The following is a 17,605-nucleotide window of genomic DNA, read 5'->3' on the forward strand; positions in this document are numbered from 1 at the left end:
ACAATAACAAATGCAGACATAAACGGAGCTGCAAATATCTTAAGAATAGTATTCCCAAAGGTAACCCAATGGGATAGAGGCATAGTGGACATGCCCTGTTCTTTGGGATGCGCTAAGCATCCCAAAGGTTCATGCCGCTCTGTGGCATAACAGAAACCTCTTCCGACGCAGAGTCGGTGGTGGTAGTTCATGAGGAGATGCATCCCTGGGGAGCAGGTGCTCCGACAGATGATGAGGATATCTATTTTAAGGTTGTAGACCTTAATGATGGGAGCATAGTTACTCTATTTAAAGGACCTCAGCAGTTTTTTGATATTTATTGGAAATGATATAAAAATCCTATAAGAAAATTAGCACTCTACTTGACAGAGTGCTAATTTGGTGTTATACCATATATAGAACAAAGGAACAGAGAAGACCATAAGGACTTAGGTTCCCTAGATCTGAACCCTCCGTCCCAATGCTCAAAAATAAATGTTTTTGATGCAAAGGAGGAAAAAACTATGTTAGCACCTAGTATTTTTGAAGAAAATCTTTTTGACAATCTGTTCAATTTTCCGGATTTCAGAGAACTGAACAACATGGAGCGGAAGCTCTACGGACGTCACGCCGACAGGCTGATGAAGACTGATGTTAAGGAAGAGGATAACCAGTATGAAGTTAGTGTTGATCTTCCTGGTTTTGCCAAAGAGGATATTAACCTTGAACTGAATGACGGGTATCTTACAATCAGTGCTTCAAAGAACATGAACAATGACAAGAATGATAAGAAAGGACGTCTGATCAGGCAGGAGCGATACAGTGGCTCGATGCAGAGAAGCTTCTATGTAGGCGACCAGATCACAGAAGAGGACGTAAAGGCAGCCTTCCATCACGGAGTTCTGACACTTACCATTCCTAAGAAAGAACAGGAAAAGCTTCCTGAAAAGAAACATATCATGATAGCTTAAGAGCCAATAGGCTCCACATAATAAGAAAACTCCTAAAAGGCATCCCGAGACCAATCACCTCGGGATGTTTTTTGTATTATGATTTTCACGACAAATCAGAGCAAGAAATGTCGGGTAATACTAACACCATCGGATTAAACTGATACTATAAATATCAGGAAGAGGTAAGGATATATGAATAGACCAATTACAACATTATTTATGCTAATGTCTGTAGACGGAAAAATCAGCACCGGATCAACTGATAACATGGATGTAGACAGGGATTTTCCTGAAATGGAAGGACTAAATGAAGGACTTCATCAATATTATGAGATTGAACAGACTACAGATCTGTGGTCATTTAATACCGGGCGTGTACAGGAAAAGATGGGAGTCAATGAGAAACCTATGCCCGTTAAGACACCGGTTTCTTTTGTGATTTTTGACAATGCTCATCTCACTGAGCATACAAGATAGTATAGAAGAAAATGCGAATGATCTAGATTATGATGACGTCGTCAGGGCTGTAGAGTCTGTATGGGATAACAGATGCTATAATATGGATTTTGATGAAAGATTTACAGATATAGAAAACGCTATCGAATCAGTTAAAAATGATTTGGAGTATAGCATAAATCACATCACCGACGATTAACCTATATATGTCGTAATATTTGAAAGAGCAATTAAGCGGAGGCATTTATATATGGAAGAATATTGTGGAAACTGCCATTCTCCACTCAAAAAGGATCAGAATTATTGCCCATACTGTGGAACAAAGCGAGGCGAAGGAAAATTTGATCCATTTGATAATGAGATTACATGTGTATATGGTCCTCCGGTAACGGTTAAATATAAATGTAACTCTTGTGGTAAGAAATGGACAGTTAAAACCTTAGGTGGTGATAACAGTAAATATTGTCCTGAATGCGGCAAATCACCTATAACGAAGGTTAGTGAAGAATTTGGAATGTTTTAAGATTTAGAAAATGGTCCAATGGACATTAATTGTCCATTGGGTTTTGTAAACTATAGCCATAAAGAGGTATAAAGGAAATAATAAGGTAGGGTAAAAAATGTACCATCCAATCAAAGAAAAGAATATGCAGGCTTTAGCGACCTATCAGAGGCAGTTATGGAAGAATCCTAAGCTCACCTTTTTATTTTTTGAACTAACGGACAGATGTAATCTGAACTGCATACATTGCGGAAGCAGCTGCTTAAATACCAATGCGACATACCTTGATTTTGAAGTGATTAGTAGGACTTTGAAGGAAGTATCTGAGCGGTATGATCCAAAGCAAATTATGATATGCGTTACCGGCGGAGAACCTATGCTTCATCCGGATTTTATTAAGGTTATTGCAGTGTCCCATGATCTTGGCTTCCCGATAGGGATAACTACAAACGGAACGCTGATTGATGACAAAATGGCTGAGAATCTTAAAAAAGCTGGTCTGGATACGGTAGCGATTAGTATTGATGGCTTAGAAGCAGCACATGATGCTTTTAGGAGGAGCCCCGGTGCATTCAGGAAAGCAATGCAGGGAGTAAAAGCATTGAAGCGTGTAGGAATAGAGCCGCAGGCGCTTACTGTTATCCATAAAAACAATTTTGATCAGCTAGAAGATATTTATAACTTTGTTAAAGCAGAGGACTTTTATTCGTGGCGTGTTGTAAATATGGATCCTATAGGCAGGGCAAAAGAGCATGAAGATTTACTTCTTGATGGAGAACAGCTCAGAGGATTATACGATTTTATCCATGAAAAACGCTTTGATCCTGACAATGATATGGATGTTACATATGGCTGTTCACATTTTGTCACATATGAGTATGAAAATGAGCTTCGCGACTACTACTTTCAGTGTGGAGCCGGTACAAAAATAGCGAGCATCCGAGCTAATGGCGATATTGTTGCTTGTCTTGATATTGAAAGAAGACCGGATCTTGTGCAGGGGAATGCATATAAGGACAGTTTCTGTGCTGTATGGGAGATTAGATTCGAGAGATTCAGAAGTGATCATACCGCGAAAAGTGCCGTTTGTAAGGATTGTCCACATAAAGGTGTTTGCATGGGAGATTCTGCACATACCTGGGATTATGATGCAAATGAACCGCTGTATTGTGTTTCAAAAATGATAGACGATATTGCGGAATGACTATACAGATACCCAAAACCGATAATTATTATTTTTGCTGCTAACGAGTGATGAACTCATCAGTAAGGGAAGGTGAAATATGCAGTTATCTTTACCAATTACAGAAAAAGAATACTATCTGTTTGTGAATAAAAAGGAAATTTATGACAAAGCACAAGAGCTAGGAGAAAGACAAGTCATTTTATTTGAAAAAGACAAGTTTGATGCTGATGATGTAACAGCACTTAATAATTCTGATAAGCAGGTAGTTTTTGCGTTCTTTTGTGATAAAGATGATGAAGTACTTCACCATCTAGTCTGCCAGTTGGAGCCATATACTCCATATTATTCACTAAAGGAAGATACTGTTTTTTATAACGAATTCAGATATGAGAGTATTGATGCAGTTGTAAGGAATCTCAAGGGTATTATTACAATTATTGAATATGATCTGAAAGATGATGGCCTCATTTCTACTACAGATTATAAAGATCGATGCGGCAATTGTCATTCGGAGTTAGAACCTGAAGACAAATATTGCAAATATTGCGGAACTAAGCGTGGTGAAGGGGCATTTAAGCCATATCGAAATGTCTCTTACGGATTGTATGGACCATGTGGAACATATTTTTATAAATGCCATCATTGCGGGAAAATATTTGAGTACTGGACTATTGGCTCAAGTGATGTAAAGCATTGTCCTTCCTGTGGAAGCGAGGTTGAGGATACAGATTATAAGGAAGATAAGTAATTAAAATATATAATGATGTAGGTTTATGAAGGATGTGGTCAGATTGGCTACATCCTTTTTTGAATATACAGTCTGCTATCTTATATGTCAATGATTTTCTTATATTGTTTTGTGGCTATACTTGGTATATAATTTAGTCACAAAGGAGGTGCACGTTATGCAGATAGTTCCAATGAGAGATTTAAAAAACACTGTAGAAATAGAACGCAGATGTGCTGAATCAAATGAGCCTGTCTTTGTTACCAAAAATGGATATGGCCGGCTTGTTGTGATGGATATAGATTATTATGAACGTACTATGAGAAAGATTGATGAGGCTTCTCTTGTCAACAGGGGGATTTCAGACTACGAGAACGGCCGGACTGTCGATGGAAGGAAATCTTTGAAGAAGCTGAGGGAAAAACATGGTCTTTGAAGGATATGATTACGATTTTACCGAAATTGCAGAAGCTGATATCGATGAGACCCTTTCGTATATCGAAGATGATTTAGCAAATCCAGATGCAGCGGCTGCATTTGCAGATACTCTTGAAGATAAGCTTGAAGAAATATGCAAGAATCCCAAAACAGGGCGACCTATCGAGAATCCTTTCTTAAAGCGTGATGATGTTCGCAGATTCCTTGTTGATAACTACATTGCCTACTACATTATTGACGATGAAAATGCAAGGGTTGTCGTTCTTAGAGTGGTTTATGGTAAACGTGATCAGGATAAGATTTTGAAGGATTTATGACACCGCAGTCCTTGCTATATAGCACATAATATATCTAAAAATCGGAGATGCTCATATTGAACACCTCCGATTTTACCGTTTTATTTAACCTTTACACTCTTAGATTTGCTCCACTTGGAGTATATCTTTTCTCCGCCAGATTTCTTATATGTTCGGATGCTGACATAGTATTTTTTCTTAGACGTAAGTTTCTTTATAGTCTTTGATGTCCTCTTAGTCTTGCCAATATTAACAGTCTTAACATCTTTCTTAAAAGACTTATCTGTACTGTACTGAATTTCATAACCCTTGATGTCTTTAGCGGTCAGCTTTTTCCATGAAATCGTAATGGATTTCTTACCTGCCCTTAAGCTTTGAAATAGAAGTACTTTTCTGTTTTTTGTTGATATTCTCAGCCTTTTCTTCCGCATTTTTTGCTGCAGTGGAATCTTCAGCTGTTACCTGCTTTGAAGAATCTGTTGCTGTATCAGTTGGCTTTGTCTGTTCTGTAGGGTCAGTTGGTTTAGCTGGATCTGCAGGGTCTGTAGGCGTTGTCGGATCTGTAGGTGTTGAAGGTTCAGGTGAAGAACTACCGGATTTATTCTTCCATTCAGCTTTGATTGTTATATCGGCTGTTACTGTAATGCTTTCGCCAACGCCTATTGTCACAACGCATTTTGATTATCACTCCATAGATCACAACCTGCTAAAGCTGGATATTTTGGGACATGATGACCCAACGATGATAAGGTTCTTAAATGACTGCACCGGGCTTGATCCAAAAGATGTGCCACTGGATGACAAAAATGTCATGGAGCTTTTCATGAGTACAGACTCTATCGGAATTACTCCCGAGCAGATAGGCGAAACAAAACTGGGCTGCCTTGGGATCCCGGAATTTGGTACTGATTTTGCGATGAACATGGTTATAGATGCAAAGCCTACATCTTTTTCAGATCTCATAAGGATATCAGGTCTTTCTCATGGAACCGATGTATGGGTTGGAAATGCCAATACACTAATAGAAGAGGGTACAGCAACACTTGAGTCATGTATATGCTGCCGTGATGATATCATGGTCTACCTCATCATCAAGGGTATGGATAAGTCACTTTCCTTCAAGACCATGGAGTCTGTGCGAAAAGGCAAGGGCCTTACTCCTGAAATGGAAGAAGCCATGGATGAGATGGGAATGCTGGGTAATTTGCCGCAGTCCAGCCAGATCAGTATTTTTGATTTCCTGGAATAAAAAGTGTGTAGGTGGACACATTTAGTCCATACCATAATTTATCATAAGTTTACTAAGAGATACATCATGATAAATGTAACTCGGATTAGTGGGGGAGAGCAGACTATTTCGTATTGTGAAAGGAAGGTATTCACTATGAAGAGAATATGGTTTTGGATCAAAAACTGTCTTATTGAAGATAACCGGGGTTGTAAGTCTTTTTGCGGAACCTGCCAGTATTATGAGCAGTGCAGAATGGATGAAGATAATGAAAACCATATGTACCTGATGAATAATCCCGAAAGAAAAAGACTGGTAGGAGCTATGAAGTGGTGGCTTCCAAAGTACATTGAGTATAGCTCAAAAAAGGCTTGAAATATGTGTATTTATTATAGGAAGAAGAACAGATGCCTGAAGATAGTTTATTAGATGAAAAAATAAGGAATCAATGGAATTCGATAAAAGAGACAATCCGAAAAGAATGTGGGCTATCTCCAATAGTATACGGAACCTGGATAGAGCCTCTTATTTTTGAGAAATACGAGTCAGAAACAGCTTATATCCTAATTCCACATAACAACAGGATGGCAATTGACTATATTAACAAACGATTTAATGCTTTTTTCGTAGTTGCCATCTCCGAAGTAATTGGAATTGACTCCTTACAGGTTGTATATATCATATCCGACGATGTTGCTAATGCTGTCACTCAGGAGAAGAGAAGTGAGGAGCACAGGATACAACAAGGAGCCCGTCTAAAAAGCAAATCTACCTTTGATAGCTTTGTTGTCGGTGACAGTAACAGATTTGCCTATAGTGCGGCAGTAGCGGTAGCTGAGGATCCCGGGAATGCATATAATCCTTTATTTTTATATGGTGGTCCAGGCTTGGGAAAAACACATTTGTTGCAAGCTATAGGTAATTATATTCTTCATAATACGCCTGAAAAGACGGTATTGTACGTGACATCTGAGGAATTTACCAATGCTATATTTTACGGACCAAGAAAATAAAGTCCATGTCTATTTTATTTGGAATCGGGAATATATTCAAAGAAAAATCCATGGCAATTAATCACCATGGATGCTGATAAACATATCATAATTATTCTCAGACTAAATGCACATGTATCATTTTATGTTGCGTTTAATCTTGGAAAAGAGCGTTTAGAATAAAACTTTAGTCGTCATCCTTCGACCGTTACTAGAAAAGGTTAGTGCACACTTTTGAAATTTCTTTGAAATGTAAAAGTAACCGCATAAGATCTGGCATTATTCAATCTTGAAAAGCAAGATTTTATGCGGCTTTTCTTTTATAAAGGCATAGAAAACAGAGAACTGACCAATTTATTGCAAGACTAAGCGGTCACTTCACACCACTTTCTAAATACTATGCACTTAGTCCTGCAGATTGATTTCTGTTATAATTCTATTGATTTATTTTTTTATCAATGACGGCTTAAGTATCACATCGTCCGGCAAGATTTTGTGATATCCAAGCACTTCCAGAAGCTTATTATCAACAAGCATTTCCGCCAGTGCGAATGGCGTACAGTTGTTTAATGAAGCTCTGGGATAGTTGTTGATATGATTCATGACAAGCGTTATATCTGACTGGGACAGGTTTAAAAAGCTTGTCCCTTTGGGTATAACATACCTGATGAACTCATGGTTTTTCTCGATCATTCCTTTCTTATGTAAAGATTTACATAAGAAAGGTTATGACAAGTTATTTTTTATGTAAAGAAACCCATTAAAGTCAGCCTATTTTCAGGCATTACTAATGGATTTCTTTACATAATGATTCTTAAAGTTTAGATTTGCACAGATCCTTAAGCCAACTCTTAAGTGATATATTATTATCCCACTGTGGCTCTTCCTTTGGAACGATTTCTTTGCTGGCTGCTTCAATGGCTTCACGCTTGAGTTTGGCATCAGCTCTTGCATATCGTTCAGTTGTTCTAACGCTTACATGTCCGAGTAAGTCTCTGATGTAAATTAAATCAACACCCGAAGCAACTAAACCCATAGCTGTTGAATGCCTGAGCTTGTGAGGGCTCATATCTACTGGTATTAGGTTAGGGTCTATTTTTCTGGCTGCATCAGAGTACTTTGTTACTATGTAACATATCCCTTGTCTAGTGAATTGGTTTTTCATGTGGTTAATAAAAAGCCAGTCATCCATATGTGAAGGGACATCGTAATGCATTTCTTTAATGTACTGTTTGATTATCGGAATTATAAGGCTGCTTAATGGAACAAATCGGCTCTTTTGTCCTTTCCCGTGTACGAGTACTGTATATGGAGATGTAAGCGATATGTCTTTTACTCTTATGTTTATAAGTTCACTTACCCTCATCCCTGTTGTATAGAGCATCATCAGAATTATGTAATCCCTTAATCCGTTTGTGTTATGTAGTGGGATTTGCTCCATTAAGAGTTTTACGCCATCCTCTTTGAGATAAGATATCTCTTTCTGCGGAACCTTCTTTATTGGAATTCCAAGTATCCTTTGATATTCCGGCATATATTCCGGCTTTACATATGAGAGATACCGGATAAAACTATTTATTGCAGCTTGTTTTTGATTTCGTGATGAAATGCTATTATGCTGGTGCTCTTGTAACCATTCAAGAAATCTAATGATATTTTCATATGTCAAATCGGATAACGTTACTTTATCAGCGTCAATGGATTCCTCTTCTGAATAGTATTGCAAAAGATTAATGAATGCATATCTATATGAATCAATTGTTTTAGCGCTACAGCCACGATCATTTACCATGTAATCAGTTAAGTACTTGTTCAAGAAGATGGCAAAGTCAGTCCTGTTCATAGATAGTCGCCACCTTTCCAAAAATATCATTTATACTTGCAGCCCATTTTTCTTCTATGTAGGGGTAAATGTTTACTGTAAGGCGTAAATACTTTTCAGTTGCATATATTGTTTTATGTCCAAGGTATGTTGACAGTACCGGTAATGCAACATAAAGATCAACGCCGTTGTCTACCATCTGCTTAAACGAACGTACTGCAAAAGTGTGTCGCCAGTCATGTATCCTTGGTCCGTTACCATCGCCAAAATATGGTATTTGGGCCTTATCCAAAAACTTTCTGTGAAGTTCATATATGACATCTCCGCAGAGCCGGTCACCATTTACATTTGTAAAAATATATTCATCATCTTCAAGGGCATAGAAGCATTTATCTGCGTATTGTGTTATTAAATCTAGCAATTCATCTGAAAGCACAATGTACCTAGCACAATCGTTTTTGGTTTCATATAGAGCTATTATTCCATTTTCAAAATCTACATCCTTTTTCCTTATGCCAAGAGTTTCATTTATTCTTGTTCCACAACAGTAGAGAATCCGGAATAGTACAGGAAGCTGAATAAGATTCTTTTTATTCCCTTTATCAGGCTCATAAGTATCCACTGCCTGAAAGTACCTAAAAATCTCATCGTCTGTATATATATGAGGCTTAAAGTCGCTTTGAATTGATTTGATATCATGAGGAATGTAGACATCATAACCCTTTCTGCTCAAATACAGCAGGAAATTTTTGGCAAAGTTAATGCGAGAATAATGAGTTGTTACAGCTTCCTCATCCCTCTTAACAGCCCAGGCAATTGCATCATTTTCGGTAAATCTTACATCCGTTATTCCTTGTGATACGCAAAACCTGTCAAACTGGGCCAAACGTTTTTCATATGAGAGTCTTTTGAAACCTGATGCTTCTTTATAAGCGATATAACAGTTCATCTCATCTGCAAATCCTGAGACATAAGTATATTTCATGACTTTGTTGCCTCCTTTCTATAATAACGGGAAGAAAGTGTAGGCATACTCAAAGTACAAGTACGAAGGCGATCAATATCTACTTTTAAATATATTTTCGTAGTTTCAGTAGATTGATGTCCAAGAACTGTGCTAATAACCGGAAGAGAAACATTTCTCTTTAATAGATTTGAGGCCAGGCTATGTCTTAAAGAATGGGCTCCATGCTTTTTATCCTTCCATCCAGTTATAGCCGCTTTTTTCATATATCTTGTAACAATTGAATGAATAGTAGGGGATTTTAATGGCTTTCCATATTTTGATTGTTCTGATGAAAGGATAACTTCTGGCCGTTCAGATTTTGGCCTTCCATGCTGAAGATAATCTATAATAGCATTTCCTACCGAGGAAAGGAGCGGATACTCTACTGGGACATCAGTTTTTTGTTGTTCGAATCGTATGATGTTTTTATCCCAATCTATCTGATCAAGCCTAAAGCCTGTTATATCAGCACTTCTCCAGCCATACTCAGCTGCAAGTAGCAATACAAGATAATCTCTTTTTCCTATAGCAGAAGATCTGTCCGGAGCATTTATTATTCTGCTGATTTCTTCTTCAGTATACGTCGTAGGAATGCTGCTATGCTGATTAAAACTGTCAGGAAGTATAAATGATGATAGATCCTTTATCGTATAATGCCTGCTATAAATATATCTAAAGAATTGACGAAGGGAATTGGCGTAATCATGCCTTGCGCCAACTGTTTCACAGTACTCCTTGAAATAGTTTTCTATTTCATCCATGCCTATCATTTCTAAATCGATATTTCGATATTTCATAAAAGCATTTAGTTTAGAAAGAACCCTTGTGTACTCAGAAATAGTAGAGTGTGTCCTATGTAGTTCATCTCGTGCATAAATAAGGAATTCCTGTATTAAATTTCCTGTTCTACCAGAAAAAGTGTATTCAACTCTTGGTGATCTGAATTCAAACTCGCCATCTTTCTGATATGAAACAAGCATACGAATGGCTCTTAAATGCGTTTTGTCTTTTAAACTCATCCCTTCTAAAAGCAGATGGGTTCCTATATGGTAATCACAATACTGATTAGCGATTCTTTCAGAAAAAACTGTTAAAGAGTTCTTTTCCATCCAGCATTTTAGTTCATCCCAGTGCGACTGAATCTTTTCTGCATAGTCAGGTTTGTACTGTCTGTCAAACAGCTCTGCACTACATAGTTTAATTAATTCACTGATATCTGTTACCATAGACAACGTTCTCCTTTCATAAATGTCTTTAGTAACAGTATCGGCATTATTATGTAAAGAAATCTACAAATAATTGCTTATACTACATGGGTTGTTATTATTTCTTTACATAAAAAATAACTTGTCATAACCTTTCTGCCAGGAGCAGTAGGAATCGCAATAGAATACCCTTGTTTTTATTTCCCCATATTGATCACATTCAAGTGCCAGTGGATTAGAAAATTCCGTACCTCTGTCTGTGATTATTACCCCGAAAATTCGCCTAAAGGCCTCAATTCCTATCATTTTGCATAGATTGTTTAAAGTATCGATGACACAGCTCTGAGTCTTGTTAGGGAGCAAGAAGGCTAGCATAAGATGGCAACTTCGCAACATCAGTGTTAGTATGACGGGACCTTCATCAGCCTTACCAATAACTGTATCCATTTCACAGATCGAAACATCTGGATTTTCTATAAGAAAATTCTTGAAATCAGCATATGTTCTATCAAATGTAAACACATCATGATTTCGCCCAGTACCATGCTTGTAGCGAGTCTTAAACTTCACTTTTCTTGGCATATCGATATTTCTGGCAGTAAGATAGCAGCCATCTACAAGGTTATAAAGTGTTCTTTCACAGCAGGGAAGTTCCTTTTGATGATTAAAGAAAACAGTGGAAATTGACTGACCATTAAGTAGCAGAGGAGATACGAGATTATCTATCTCAGCTACCTCAGAAGGAGAAAAGGAAATCCCTGAACGGGACTCAGTAAGTTTTTCTTCATACAACAATTGGGCACGTTTTGCCTGATATTTGAACTTAATATACCGGCAGGCATTATCCCCCATGGTAATGTCAATTCTGTCACAACCATTGCATACAAAAGGGGAATTCTCGATAAATCGACATTGCTGTGGTACATAATCTTTACAATTATTTGTGTTGCAAGTACCCAGACAAGTATTACAATGCCTACGGCATGATTCATCCCCACAAACATGCATTCTTTCACAGCTTTTTTTATGGATACATGGATGAATTCGATAACTTGGTTCAGATACTTTATAACGATTTCTTTGAATTTCTCTTGCAATGGTGGATCTGGATTTCTTTAGATCTTTAGCAATCATATTGATAGAGACTTTTTTCTCAAGAAGTTCTTCAATGCGAATGCGTTCCTGGAACGTTAAATGTTTATATTGAGACATTTCTGATTACCTCCCATATTCAAGAAGTAATCAATCTGCAGAACATAAACAATTATCGCCTAATTAATCATATATTGCAAAGGTAACTGCATGGGTGTGCGTTATGTCTTGCAGTGGTGCACTTAAAAATTCATTTAACACGTCATCCTTCGACATCAAAAAACATGTCATTAAATTCTCCTTTTGTGCAATGATATTTGCGTTAGCAACGCGTTCCAGCGGGAGGTGGACCCCCTGTCTGACATCGTTCTTTATTGGCTTTATTTCTTTGTTGGATATGCCGTTAATTCTTCAAACTCATCTACCGGCATAGGCTTGTAGAAATAATATCCCTGCATTTCCTCACATCCAAGACTTCCGAGGAAATCAGCCTGTTCCAGTGTCTCAACACCTTCTGCGATAATAGAAGTTCCAATAGCATGGATCATCTGGACCATGTAGCTAAGTATTGTCCGACCCATCTTTTGGTCACCTGAACCGGTAATAAATCGAAGATCAAGCTTTATGCGATCAAGGATAACTTCTTTTAACATATTCAGTGATGAGTAACCACTTCCAAAGTCGTCCATTTCAACTTCAAAGCCTGCTTCACGAAGTTTGGTTGTTGTTTTGATGATGGTATCGGAGTTTTCGACATATGCGCTTTCCGTTATCTCAATACGAAGTTGACCAGGCAATAGGTTATAGAACTCTTTTAATGTATTAAAGTGGTCGGCTACATCAGGGTTCTTTACTATATCAAGTCTTGATAGGTTTACTGATACACACAGTTGTCTGCCCTGATCATTCCATCGCTTCAAATCCTTACACACAGTGTCCCAAACGTGACAGTCAAGATCATAGATAAGCCCAGCATCTTCCAAAACCGGAATAAATTCTCCCGGAGAAATGTTTCCATCCTTCTTGCTTTTCCAGCGGCAAAGAGCCTCTGCACCAGTTATCATCCCAGTCTTATAGTTGACCTGTGGCTGATACCATACTTGTATTTCCCCAGACTCAATAGCTGCAGGAAGGCGACTTGCGATACCGGCACTTTTCCTTCCCATGTCCCACTGCTTTGGGTTATAAAACTCAAATCCTTCTTTCTTGGATTCTCTGACTTTTCTTTCTGCAATGCGGGCATAATCAAGCATCTTATCCACGTTTATGTCTTTATAGTCATCAGGCATAAGAACATAAATACCAGAGCAGAGCCTTACAACAAAGTCTTTTCCACGATCGCTAAAATAATTGCGAACAGGAGTCAAAATATATTTTTCATCCTGAAGAATCTGTTCATTGCCGCCAATACATCGAAGGATAACAAAATGATCTCCATCATACCTTCCTATAGCTTCTTTATCGGTAAGTACTTCAAGGCTTCTCTCAGTCCAAAATTTTAACAGCTCATCTCCGGCCTTCCAGCCAAAGCTGTCGTTGATGAACTTAAAGTCTTTTATGTTGTTATAGGATATCGTATACGGTGTATCAGGGTTGTTAGTGAGTAGTTCCTCAACTTTTTTACGGAATCCATTGTGGCTGAGCACACCAGTGAGAGGATCGATATCCTCCATTATCCGCATCTTTTCCTTCTGCTCTTCAAAATATGCTTTCTGTCTTAGGACAAGCATTATAACAAGAGCAGCAAAAAGGATAGTCCCAATAATAAGGAAGTACTTATATTGGTAGAGATAGTCTTCAAAAGTATATACATAAAGATCTCTGGTAGTGTAATCAAGGGCTATAGCCTGTTTTTTGGTTTCAGGAATAGCTGCAATTCCTTCGTTCAGAAGTTCAATTCGTTTTTTTCCCTCTGGGGTTTCAAGAGTTCCGGCACGAAAATCCATTGAAAACATGGCAGAAGGCTGTACTTTAAAATCATTATAGGATGGCTTTTGAAGCACATAGCTCCACGCATATGAGTTATGTAAAAGTGCATCTACCTCTTCATTTCTAAGCGCTTTAATGCAATCAGCCATGGAATTGTAAAGGTTTATCGTTATTCCAGGGTATAACTGCTTTACAGTTTCTGCTACTCCGCCCTGTGATTTTAGCATGCCTACTCTGATGGTATTTATGTCAGAAATAGAGTGCTTATCTGTAGTCACAAGGGTAAATGGGGTCTGGATGAGATTGTCCGATACGATGGTCGCTTGACCAGATGCACTTGAAACAGCACTTCCAAAGGGCATAACAAGATCGTACTCAGTACTATCAAGGGCTTCCTTAAGATTTGATTCACTTATACTTTGAATGCGACATTGAAACCAGCTTCTTTGGCAGCGGATTCCATAAGATCAACGCCGATTCCTGCAATCTTGCCGTTGTCTTTATCAATGTAAAACATAGGACATCTGTCTACAGGCACACCGACTGTAAATTCTGTAGCAGGAGAATCAGACGAGGCATAAACAGGCGTCAAAAAGACTCCCAGATAGATTACCAGGAAAAGGCGGGCTATGCTGATAGTAGTATGGATCCTTTTTGATTTCATGATACACTCGCCTTATTGTTTGTTCTTTGCTTTAGATACTCACACTTCATTCTAACATTATTATGTTAAAATACGATAAATAATAAATAACAAATCGATAAAGGCGACTTCTAGTATTCCGGCATTGCTAACTTATGCGCATACGGGACTTGAACCAGGGATTCACGGAGCACCATTAGAACATAAAAAAAGTGTTCCGACGCTATATGAGTCATCGGAACACCATAGACCGACGCAGCATGGCATTTCCATCCTTGCAATAGTAACATCCCTTATGTCCTTGTTACTGATAACTTCTGTCAGTTTCTCAGTGTAATCTCCCTCATCCGGTTTGGGACATCCGATCATTGTAAACCTGCCTTGCATCAGAAAAAGAAAAGTATAAAACTTTATTCGACAGGGTAAATGAAACAACAATACTATAAAATTCGAGGCATTTAAGCTCTCTTATGTTTAAAGTGATGCTGTCTGGGTTTGTGCTTAAATGCAACTATGTTTAGAGGCTTTTCATCCTTTTTTGCATAATTCTCATATGCCTTCTTATAGTGTTTCTGTCCGGCCCAGATATCGTCAGCTACAGGCGCCCACTCTTTTGCGTAATCATCACACTTTGCACACAGATGCTCAACACTTTCTTCGGATTCTTCATTTGTACCATGAGCTTCTGATCTTTCGACCATATCCCTTAAAAGAGCCGGATTTTCAAGCATAGGGCACGGTCTTAAATGGTTCTTATTGAAAGGCTGGCCCTTATGGTATTCCATGAAAAGAGGACTTTGAAGCATCTCAAGTATTGAATGTGTATGTATATTGGTGTTGGAGAAGTGGACAAATACGCATGGTTCAGCATCTCCACTTGAATTGATGTGGAAATAGTTTCTTCCGCCTGCGATGCAGCCACCGACAGCTTCACCATCATTCTGGAAGTCCATAGGGAAGAATCCCAGGTCACATTTGACGCTTCTAAGGAACCTTATCTGATCCACCATCTTCTTTCGCTGCTCTACTGTAGGCATAAGCTCAGGAACAGCATTGTTTCCAACCGGCATGTAGTGGAAGAAAAATCCGAATCTAGCACCTTTTTCAGCAATGAACTCGATGAACTTGGGATCAGTCACTGCCTCGATGTTGTTTCTTGTATAGCAGATGGAAGTTCCATAAACTATTCCGTACTTTTTGAGTAGATCCATGGCATTCATTACTGCATCATAATGACCAAGGCCACGTCTTGCGTCATTAGTCTCAGGAGTTCCCTCGATAGAAAGCTGGAATGTGAGATTTCCAAGCCTTACAACTTCTTTACAGAAATCCTCATCAATAAGTGTTGAATTGGTATAGATAGAGAACTCAACATCATTGTGCTTTTCTGCCAGTTTCAAGATATCTTTCTTCCTTACAAGAGGTTCTCCTCCTGTCATCATGTAAAGATATACTCCCAGCTCTTTTCCCTGGGTAACGATTTTGTCCATATCTTCAAAAGACAGATTGTGCTTAGGTCCATAAGTACCTGACCAGCATCCCGCACAGTGCATATTGCAGGCGCTTGTAGGGTCAAAAAGAATAAGCCATGGGATATTGCATCCGTATTTTTCCCTGTTTGCCCTGATCATTTTTGTGCCTCTGAAAAATGCCTCATAGCCAAGATTGAGCATCATCATCTTTGCAACATGCGGATCTGTCTCATCTATTACTTTATTCAAAAACTTAACCCATCTGTTATCCGGATCTTTAAATGCCGCTCTTACTTTATCAAGGCTTTCTTTTCTGGCTCCATCTTTACCCCAGAATTTCTCTGCCTGGTCAACAAGCTTAAGATAAGTAGCAGTCCTGTTCTCCGTTTTATCGAGATTTGCAAGGAACCTGTCAATCAGTATGCTAAAAGCCTGTCTTTGTACTTTGTGAGAAATGTTTTTTGCTAATTCCATACTTGTTATGCCTCCCCAAACGATGCTACAATTATTCTGATGTAACAAGTGTAACGCCACAGCATATTAATAACAATGGCTCTACCATCGGACATGACAATATTTCGTTTAAGTGAACCGATGTTACATTCTTGCATTTTTTGTAACGTCGAGAGGGAGAAAAAATGAAAAGCTCAAAAGAATCTTTAACAGAAATGCAAAAAAAAGAAGTTCTGAGGATGAATAATAAGGAGTCCAATCAGCTGACAAGAGAGTGTCTGCAGCTTTCGCTTATGCATCTAATGAGCGAACACCCTTATGAGAAGATCACCATCAGCGAGATAGTACGCCGTGCAGGAGTATCAAGGACGGCGTTCTATCGAAACTATACAGATAAAGAAGATATCCTGCATGAGCTTGGGGATGAAATAATAAAGCGTATAGCGGAGATCAGCGAAAAGCCCGAACTGCACGAAAACCCACATCTGTGGTTCGAAGATATTTTTCGGGCTGTCAAAAACGATAAAGATATAATATCTCTGTTTGACCAAGCCGGAATTCTTCAGAATGAACTCTTTCTTGAAAAAGCGGTCTCAGAGCGGCTCTATCCTACAGCTGACCCAGAAAAGAAGTATCTCAGACTTGCTGCCGAAGCTGCCATTTTACAAATACTCATAAGCTGGTTCAGGGATGGGATGCAGGAAGACGAAAAACAAATGGCTGATATCTGCGTAAATATCTTTGATAACGCTTTGAGCAGACTGCCATAATTAACAAGGACCTCTTCTAACATGAGAAATGATCCTTCCTGGCGTAAACGAAGTAATTCTTGCGCATATGAAGCTTGACCCCGGAATTCCCTTAGCACCAATAGAACATAAAATTCGGATATAATGCTCATTCCAGCAAACTGGAATTGTTAGCACTCTGTCTTATTGCACCGGAGGCATAAAGCATAAAATGCAATCGCCAGAAACTGTGATACCACAGAAACAGTGACAAGATACACAGGATTCAAATCATACAGGGCACCGAGAAGCCAACTGCCCAGAAACCACGCAATACCAAATCCTGTCTCAAATATTCCGAAACCGGTGCTTCGCATGGAACACGGGACGATTCCGCTGACAGCTGCTTTCATAATACTTTCCTGCGCACCCATTCCAATCCCCCACAGAATTATCCCAGCTCCGATCAACCAGGCATTTCCAGTCATAAAAACAAAA

21 protein-coding genes and 4 pseudogenes are annotated in these 17,605 nt (G+C 38.6%); 13 read left to right on the forward strand and 12 right to left on the reverse strand.

The window, feature by feature from the left end:
- Window positions 1–131 precede the first annotated feature (131 nt).
- The 9 genes from G630_RS24885 to G630_RS0116720 all read left to right on the forward strand — a co-directional run bounded on the left by G630_RS24885 (window position 132) and on the right by G630_RS0116720 (window position 4,558).
- Window positions 132–329, forward strand: a complete 198-nt coding sequence (locus G630_RS24885; RefSeq protein ID WP_022762323.1) for a hypothetical protein — start codon at window positions 132–134, stop codon at window positions 327–329.
- 174 nt (window positions 330–503) lie between these two features.
- Window positions 504–950 (forward strand): Hsp20/alpha crystallin family protein, encoded by a 447-nt coding sequence (locus G630_RS0116690; protein ID WP_022762324.1) that lies wholly within the window; start codon window positions 504–506, stop codon window positions 948–950.
- A 174-nt stretch (window positions 951–1,124) separates the two neighbouring features.
- Complete coding sequence (locus G630_RS22440; RefSeq protein WP_044928675.1) at window positions 1,125–1,409, forward strand: hypothetical protein; 285 nt, start codon at window positions 1,125–1,127, stop codon at window positions 1,407–1,409.
- Window positions 1,381–1,587 carry a hypothetical protein gene (locus G630_RS25140; RefSeq protein WP_196805814.1) on the forward strand — a complete coding sequence of 69 codons (207 nt, stop codon included), beginning with the start codon at window positions 1,381–1,383 and terminating at the stop codon, window positions 1,585–1,587. Before G630_RS22440 ends, G630_RS25140 begins: the two co-directional genes overlap by 29 nt.
- Before the next feature lie 51 nt (window positions 1,588–1,638).
- Window positions 1,639–1,911 carry a zinc-ribbon domain-containing protein gene (locus G630_RS0116700; RefSeq protein ID WP_022762325.1) on the forward strand — a complete coding sequence of 91 codons (273 nt, stop codon included), beginning with the start codon at window positions 1,639–1,641 and terminating at the stop codon, window positions 1,909–1,911.
- Window positions 1,912–2,008: 97 nt separating this feature from the next.
- Entirely contained in the window at window positions 2,009–3,094 is a 1,086-nt protein-coding gene (locus tag G630_RS0116705) for a radical SAM/SPASM domain-containing protein (RefSeq protein WP_022762326.1), read from the forward strand.
- Between the two features lie 79 nt (window positions 3,095–3,173).
- On the forward strand, window positions 3,174–3,824 hold the full coding sequence (locus G630_RS0116710) for a hypothetical protein (RefSeq protein ID WP_022762327.1): 651 nt from the start codon (window positions 3,174–3,176) through the stop codon (window positions 3,822–3,824).
- Between the two features lie 157 nt (window positions 3,825–3,981).
- On the forward strand, window positions 3,982–4,239 hold the full coding sequence (locus tag G630_RS0116715; protein ID WP_022762328.1) for a type II toxin-antitoxin system Phd/YefM family antitoxin: 258 nt from the start codon (window positions 3,982–3,984) through the stop codon (window positions 4,237–4,239).
- Complete coding sequence (locus tag G630_RS0116720) at window positions 4,229–4,558, forward strand: type II toxin-antitoxin system RelE/ParE family toxin (protein ID WP_022762329.1); 330 nt, start codon at window positions 4,229–4,231, stop codon at window positions 4,556–4,558. Before G630_RS0116715 ends, G630_RS0116720 begins: the two co-directional genes overlap by 11 nt.
- An 80-nt stretch (window positions 4,559–4,638) precedes the next feature.
- Here the strand turns inward: G630_RS0116720 and G630_RS24410 are convergent, their stop codons facing one another.
- Window positions 4,639–4,968 carry a fibronectin type III domain-containing protein gene (locus G630_RS24410; protein WP_081668027.1) on the reverse strand — a complete coding sequence of 110 codons (330 nt, stop codon included), beginning with the start codon at window positions 4,966–4,968 and terminating at the stop codon, window positions 4,639–4,641.
- Window positions 4,895–5,206 carry a hypothetical protein gene (locus G630_RS25145; protein WP_026499242.1) on the reverse strand — a complete coding sequence of 104 codons (312 nt, stop codon included), beginning with the start codon at window positions 5,204–5,206 and terminating at the stop codon, window positions 4,895–4,897. Before G630_RS25145 ends, G630_RS24410 begins: the two co-directional genes overlap by 74 nt.
- Between G630_RS25145 and G630_RS0116730 the strand changes: the two are divergent.
- The 3 genes and pseudogenes from G630_RS0116730 to G630_RS25675 all read left to right on the forward strand — a co-directional run.
- Window positions 5,193–5,786 (forward strand): annotated as a pseudogene (locus G630_RS0116730) (PolC-type DNA polymerase III); the annotation flags it as partial. The gene G630_RS25145 and the pseudogene G630_RS0116730 overlap by 14 nt on opposite strands.
- Before the next feature lie 135 nt (window positions 5,787–5,921).
- A complete protein-coding gene (locus tag G630_RS0116735; RefSeq protein ID WP_026499244.1) occupies window positions 5,922–6,140 on the forward strand; it encodes a hypothetical protein in 219 nt (72 codons plus the stop codon).
- A 32-nt stretch (window positions 6,141–6,172) separates the two neighbouring features.
- On the forward strand, window positions 6,173–6,778 hold the full coding sequence (locus G630_RS25675) for a DnaA ATPase domain-containing protein (protein WP_049946272.1): 606 nt from the start codon (window positions 6,173–6,175) through the stop codon (window positions 6,776–6,778).
- A 423-nt stretch (window positions 6,779–7,201) separates the two neighbouring features.
- Here the strand turns inward: G630_RS25675 and G630_RS25970 are convergent.
- The 9 genes and pseudogenes from G630_RS25970 to G630_RS0116780 form a co-directional block, all read right to left on the reverse strand.
- A pseudogene (locus G630_RS25970) lies at window positions 7,202–7,459 on the reverse strand (IS30 family transposase); the annotation flags it as partial.
- Window positions 7,460–7,571: 112 nt separating this feature from the next.
- Entirely contained in the window at window positions 7,572–8,600 is a 1,029-nt protein-coding gene (locus G630_RS0116750) for a tyrosine-type recombinase/integrase (RefSeq protein WP_026499246.1), read from the reverse strand.
- Window positions 8,587–9,564: a tyrosine-type recombinase/integrase gene (locus G630_RS0116755; RefSeq protein ID WP_026499247.1), complete on the reverse strand. Its 978-nt coding sequence runs from the start codon at window positions 9,562–9,564 to the stop codon at window positions 8,587–8,589. Before G630_RS0116755 ends, G630_RS0116750 begins: the two co-directional genes overlap by 14 nt.
- On the reverse strand, window positions 9,561–10,811 hold the full coding sequence (locus G630_RS0116760) for a site-specific integrase (protein WP_026499248.1): 1,251 nt from the start codon (window positions 10,809–10,811) through the stop codon (window positions 9,561–9,563). The genes G630_RS0116755 and G630_RS0116760 overlap by 4 nt, the downstream gene beginning before the upstream one ends.
- A gap of 105 nt (window positions 10,812–10,916) precedes the next feature.
- Entirely contained in the window at window positions 10,917–12,002 is a 1,086-nt protein-coding gene (locus tag G630_RS0116765) for a helix-turn-helix domain-containing protein (RefSeq protein ID WP_026499249.1), read from the reverse strand.
- Between the two features lie 260 nt (window positions 12,003–12,262).
- Window positions 12,263–14,173 (reverse strand): EAL domain-containing protein, encoded by a 1,911-nt coding sequence (locus tag G630_RS22450; RefSeq protein ID WP_442855960.1) that lies wholly within the window; start codon window positions 14,171–14,173, stop codon window positions 12,263–12,265.
- A 50-nt stretch (window positions 14,174–14,223) separates the two neighbouring features.
- Window positions 14,224–14,475 carry a hypothetical protein gene (locus tag G630_RS25510; RefSeq protein WP_242829955.1) on the reverse strand — a complete coding sequence of 84 codons (252 nt, stop codon included), beginning with the start codon at window positions 14,473–14,475 and terminating at the stop codon, window positions 14,224–14,226.
- Window positions 14,476–14,700: 225 nt separating this feature from the next.
- A pseudogene (locus tag G630_RS0116775) lies at window positions 14,701–14,829 on the reverse strand (4Fe-4S ferredoxin); the annotation flags it as partial.
- Window positions 14,830–14,912: 83 nt separating this feature from the next.
- A complete protein-coding gene (locus tag G630_RS0116780) occupies window positions 14,913–16,400 on the reverse strand; it encodes a radical SAM protein (RefSeq protein ID WP_013282476.1) in 1,488 nt (495 codons plus the stop codon).
- 164 nt (window positions 16,401–16,564) lie between these two features.
- Here G630_RS0116780 and G630_RS0116785 point away from each other — a divergent pair, with 164 nt between their 5' ends.
- Window positions 16,565–17,149: a TetR/AcrR family transcriptional regulator gene (locus G630_RS0116785; RefSeq protein ID WP_013282475.1), complete on the forward strand. Its 585-nt coding sequence runs from the start codon at window positions 16,565–16,567 to the stop codon at window positions 17,147–17,149.
- Between the two features lie 149 nt (window positions 17,150–17,298).
- On the opposite strand, the pseudogene G630_RS0116790 reads toward G630_RS0116785, so the two are convergent.
- Window positions 17,299–17,605 (reverse strand): annotated as a pseudogene (locus tag G630_RS0116790) (MFS transporter); the annotation flags it as partial.

This window comes from Butyrivibrio sp. WCD2001 (assembly GCF_000424485.1).
GTDB lineage: Bacteria > Bacillota > Clostridia > Lachnospirales > Lachnospiraceae > Butyrivibrio.

Bases quoted from the DNA above. Each gene is read 5' to 3' on its own strand.
- G630_RS22440 (WP_044928675.1), top strand. From the start codon at position 1,125: ATGAATAGACCAATTACAACATTATTTATGCTAATGTCTGTAGACGGA.
- G630_RS0116765 (WP_026499249.1), bottom strand. From the start codon at position 12,002: ATGTCTCAATATAAACATTTAACGTTCCAGGAACGCATTCGCATTGAA.
- G630_RS0116755 (WP_026499247.1), bottom strand. From the start codon at position 9,564: ATGAAATATACTTATGTCTCAGGATTTGCAGATGAGATGAACTGTTAT.
- G630_RS0116705 (WP_022762326.1), top strand. From the start codon at position 2,009: ATGTACCATCCAATCAAAGAAAAGAATATGCAGGCTTTAGCGACCTAT.
- G630_RS0116700 (WP_022762325.1), top strand. From the start codon at position 1,639: ATGGAAGAATATTGTGGAAACTGCCATTCTCCACTCAAAAAGGATCAG.
- G630_RS0116735 (WP_026499244.1), top strand. From the start codon at position 5,922: ATGAAGAGAATATGGTTTTGGATCAAAAACTGTCTTATTGAAGATAAC.
- G630_RS0116690 (WP_022762324.1), top strand. From the start codon at position 504: ATGTTAGCACCTAGTATTTTTGAAGAAAATCTTTTTGACAATCTGTTC.
- G630_RS24885 (WP_022762323.1), top strand. From the start codon at position 132: ATGCCGCTCTGTGGCATAACAGAAACCTCTTCCGACGCAGAGTCGGTG.
- G630_RS25510 (WP_242829955.1), bottom strand. From the start codon at position 14,475: ATGAAATCAAAAAGGATCCATACTACTATCAGCATAGCCCGCCTTTTC.
- G630_RS24410 (WP_081668027.1), bottom strand. From the start codon at position 4,968: ATGCGGAAGAAAAGGCTGAGAATATCAACAAAAAACAGAAAAGTACTT.
- G630_RS25675 (WP_049946272.1), top strand. From the start codon at position 6,173: ATGCCTGAAGATAGTTTATTAGATGAAAAAATAAGGAATCAATGGAAT.
- G630_RS0116780 (WP_013282476.1), bottom strand. From the start codon at position 16,400: ATGGAATTAGCAAAAAACATTTCTCACAAAGTACAAAGACAGGCTTTT.
- G630_RS0116715 (WP_022762328.1), top strand. From the start codon at position 3,982: ATGCAGATAGTTCCAATGAGAGATTTAAAAAACACTGTAGAAATAGAA.
- G630_RS0116750 (WP_026499246.1), bottom strand. From the start codon at position 8,600: ATGAACAGGACTGACTTTGCCATCTTCTTGAACAAGTACTTAACTGAT.
- G630_RS25140 (WP_196805814.1), top strand. From the start codon at position 1,381: ATGCTCATCTCACTGAGCATACAAGATAGTATAGAAGAAAATGCGAAT.
- G630_RS0116720 (WP_022762329.1), top strand. From the start codon at position 4,229: ATGGTCTTTGAAGGATATGATTACGATTTTACCGAAATTGCAGAAGCT.
- G630_RS0116710 (WP_022762327.1), top strand. From the start codon at position 3,174: ATGCAGTTATCTTTACCAATTACAGAAAAAGAATACTATCTGTTTGTG.
- G630_RS0116760 (WP_026499248.1), bottom strand. From the start codon at position 10,811: ATGGTAACAGATATCAGTGAATTAATTAAACTATGTAGTGCAGAGCTG.
- G630_RS22450 (WP_442855960.1), bottom strand. From the start codon at position 14,173: ATGCCCTTTGGAAGTGCTGTTTCAAGTGCATCTGGTCAAGCGACCATC.
- G630_RS0116785 (WP_013282475.1), top strand. From the start codon at position 16,565: ATGAAAAGCTCAAAAGAATCTTTAACAGAAATGCAAAAAAAAGAAGTT.